Genomic DNA, 2,105 nt, shown 5'->3' with positions numbered 1-2,105 from the left:
ATCCTGCGCCGCGCCGCCGACATATTACGCGCCCGCAACGCCGACCTCGCTCGCATCGAGACGCTGGACACCGGCAAGGCGATCCAGGAAACGTTGGTGGCGGATGCGCCCTCGGCTGCGGACTGCCTTGAATATTTCGGCGGTGCCGTTGCCGCCTACAACGGCGAGTCGGTCGATCTCGGCGGACCCTTCGCCTACACAAGGCGCGAAGCGCTCGGCGTCTGTGTCGGCATCGGCGCATGGAACTACCCGATCCAGATCGCCGGCTGGAAATCGGCACCGGCGCTCGCCATGGGCAATGCCATGGTGTTCAAGCCGTCGGAAAACACGCCGCTGTCGGCGCTGGCACTGGCCGAGATCTACAGCGAAGCGGGGCTACCCGACGGCTTGTTCAACGTTGTGCAGGGCTATGGCGATGTCGGCGCCGGGCTTGTCGGCCACGATGTCGTCGCCAAGGTCTCGGTGACCGGTTCGGTGCCGACCGGCCGCAAGGTGCTGTCGCTTGCCGGCTCGAAGATGAAGCACGCGACGATGGAACTCGGGGGCAAGTCGCCGCTGATCGTGTTCGACGATGCCGACATCGAGAACGCCATTGGCGGCGCCATGCTCGGCAATTTCTATTCGACCGGACAGATCTGCTCCAACGGCACGCGCGTCTTCGTGCAGAGCGGCATCCACGACCGCTTTGTCGACCGTCTGATAGAGCGGACCAAGAAAATCCGCATCGGCGACCCGCTCGATCCCGAAACCCAGATGGGACCGCTGGTCTCCAAGGCGCAGCACGACAAGGTGGCCGGCTATATCGAGATCGGCAAGCAGGATGGAGCGACGCTTGCTTGCGGCGGCAATGTGCCTTCGCTGCAGGGCTTTCAGGGCGGCTTCTTCGTCGAGCCGACGGTGTTCACCGGCGTGACCGATGGCATGCGCATCGCCCGTGAAGAAATTTTCGGACCAGTGATGAGCGTGTTGAAATTCGACGGCGAGGACGAGGTGATCGACCGCGCCAACGACACCGAATTCGGCCTCGCTGCCGGCGTCTTCACGCGCGACCTGCCGCGCGCCCACCGCGTCATCGCCGAACTGCAGGCCGGCACCTGCTGGATCAACGCGTATAATCTGACGCCGGTGGAAATCCCGTTCGGCGGCTTCAAACAGTCAGGCATCGGGCGTGAGAATTCACTGGCCGCACTGGCGCTCTATTCGCAGCTGAAGTCGATCTATGTCGAGACCGGGGATGTGGCGAGCCCGTACTGAGGCTGCCCTTACGCCTTCAGGTCGGCCGTGCTGTCCAGATACTGGGTCAGCGCGCAGACCAGATGATAGAAGATGCTGGCCGGAACGTCCGATGCCAGTGAGCGGCCGCGCTCGTCGATGCGGTCGATCCACAGGCCGAGCGGCGCCGGGTCGATGTGCCAGCGGAACAGCCGGCCGACGCGCGCTTCGATCTCGGGCTTCAGATCGGGGCCGCCCGAGCCATCCAGTGCGATCGCCGCCTTCACGGCTTCGGCCTGCGGCCAGCTGCGCGATATCAGGTCGAGCGGCAGGCCCTGCCGCGAGACGGCGCCATAGGCAAGCCCGGTGGCGCGGTTGAGGCCATTGGCGATGGCCGAGGCGTAGAGTTTCCTGGCAAAGCCGCTCAACTCGGCCTGGCCGCTGCGCCCGGCGAAATCGACCAACAAAGAGGCCCATTCGAAATGGTGGCCAGGCTCGGTCCACGAGCCTTTCTCGCCGGCGGATGGTTTCCATTCGGCATCGAAATACTCGCCAAGCGTCCAGCTTTCCGGATCGAAGAAATGACTGCGGAAGAGGTCGATGATGCGCGCTGCGCGGCGCAGATGGGCGCGCTCGCCGGTCGCCTGGTGCCAGGCGAGGAAGGCCTCAAGCAGGTGCATATGCGGGTTGGAGCGGCGCTCGCCTTTGCCATCCGATGTCTCAAGGAAGCCGGTCATGCGGCTGTCTTCGAGATGCGCATCGAGAAAGGCGAAGGTTTCCTCGCCGAGGCGCAAGGCGTCGGGATTGCCAGACATATGCGCATGCGCCAGTGCCAGGAGCACGCAGGAATGATCGTAGGCATCCTCGGTGGCGTCGGCAACCGAACCGTCAAC

Annotated in this window: 2 protein-coding genes; one reads left to right on the top strand and one right to left on the bottom strand. The window is 64.4% G+C overall.

The genetic code is table 11. From position 1 onward, the window contains the following. Positions 1–1,254 (top strand): betaine-aldehyde dehydrogenase (gene betB, locus EN969_RS28155; RefSeq protein WP_127419585.1); only part of this gene is annotated, 1,254 nt, incomplete at its 5' end. Positions 1,255–1,262: 8 nt separating this feature from the next. Here the strand turns inward: betB and EN969_RS28150 are convergent. Continuing rightward, positions 1,263–2,105: AGE family epimerase/isomerase (locus tag EN969_RS28150; RefSeq protein ID WP_164758559.1), on the bottom strand; the 843-nt coding region annotated here is incomplete at its 5' end.

The sequence above is a fragment of the Mesorhizobium sp. M7A.F.Ca.CA.003.01.2.1 genome (assembly GCF_003998945.1).
Taxonomy (GTDB): domain Bacteria; phylum Pseudomonadota; class Alphaproteobacteria; order Rhizobiales; family Rhizobiaceae; genus Mesorhizobium; species Mesorhizobium ciceri.
This window is presented reverse-complemented; position numbering and strand designations above follow the sequence as displayed.